We start from the raw sequence: 651 nt of genomic DNA on the forward strand, positions 1-651 counted from the left end.
GAAGAACGGCGTGTGACGGCCACCCTCTTCCTTGGTCAGGATGTAAGCCTCGGCCTTGAACTTGGTGTGCGGCTTCACCGAACCCGGCTTGCACAGCACCTGGCCGCGCTCGACGTCTTCACGCTTGGTGCCGCGCAGCAGCGCGCCGATGTTGTCGCCGGCCTGGCCCTGATCGAGCAGCTTGCGGAACATTTCAACGCCGGTGCAGATCGTCTTCTGCGTGGCGCGGATGCCGACGATTTCGATTTCCTCACCGACCTTGACGATGCCGCGCTCGACGCGGCCGGTCACGACCGTACCACGGCCCGAGATCGAGAACACGTCTTCCACCGGCATCAGGAACGGCTGGTCAACCGGACGCTCCGGCTGCGGGATGTAGCTGTCGACGTTCTTCATCAGTTCGAGAATGGCGTCGTGGCCGAGCTTCTGGTCCGAGTTTTCGAGAGCGGCCAGCGCCGACCCCTTGATGATCGGAATGTCATCGCCCGGGAAGTCGTACTTCGAGAGCAGTTCGCGGACTTCCATTTCCACGAGCTCGAGCAGTTCCGGATCGTCGACCATGTCGCACTTGTTCAGGAACACGACCAGCGCGGGAACGCCGACCTGGCGGGCGAGCAGGATGTGCTCGCGGGTCTGCGGCATCGGGCCGTC

Annotated in this window: 1 protein-coding gene; it reads right to left on the reverse strand. The window is 63.4% G+C overall.

All coding sequences use genetic code 11. The features are described 5' to 3' along the window. A partial coding sequence (locus tag HP556_RS00130) for an EF-Tu/IF-2/RF-3 family GTPase (RefSeq protein WP_246297200.1) occupies positions 1-651 on the reverse strand: 651 nt, incomplete at both ends.

The sequence above is a fragment of the Tardiphaga robiniae genome, from assembly GCF_013359755.1.
Classification (GTDB): domain Bacteria; phylum Pseudomonadota; class Alphaproteobacteria; order Rhizobiales; family Xanthobacteraceae; genus Tardiphaga; species Tardiphaga robiniae.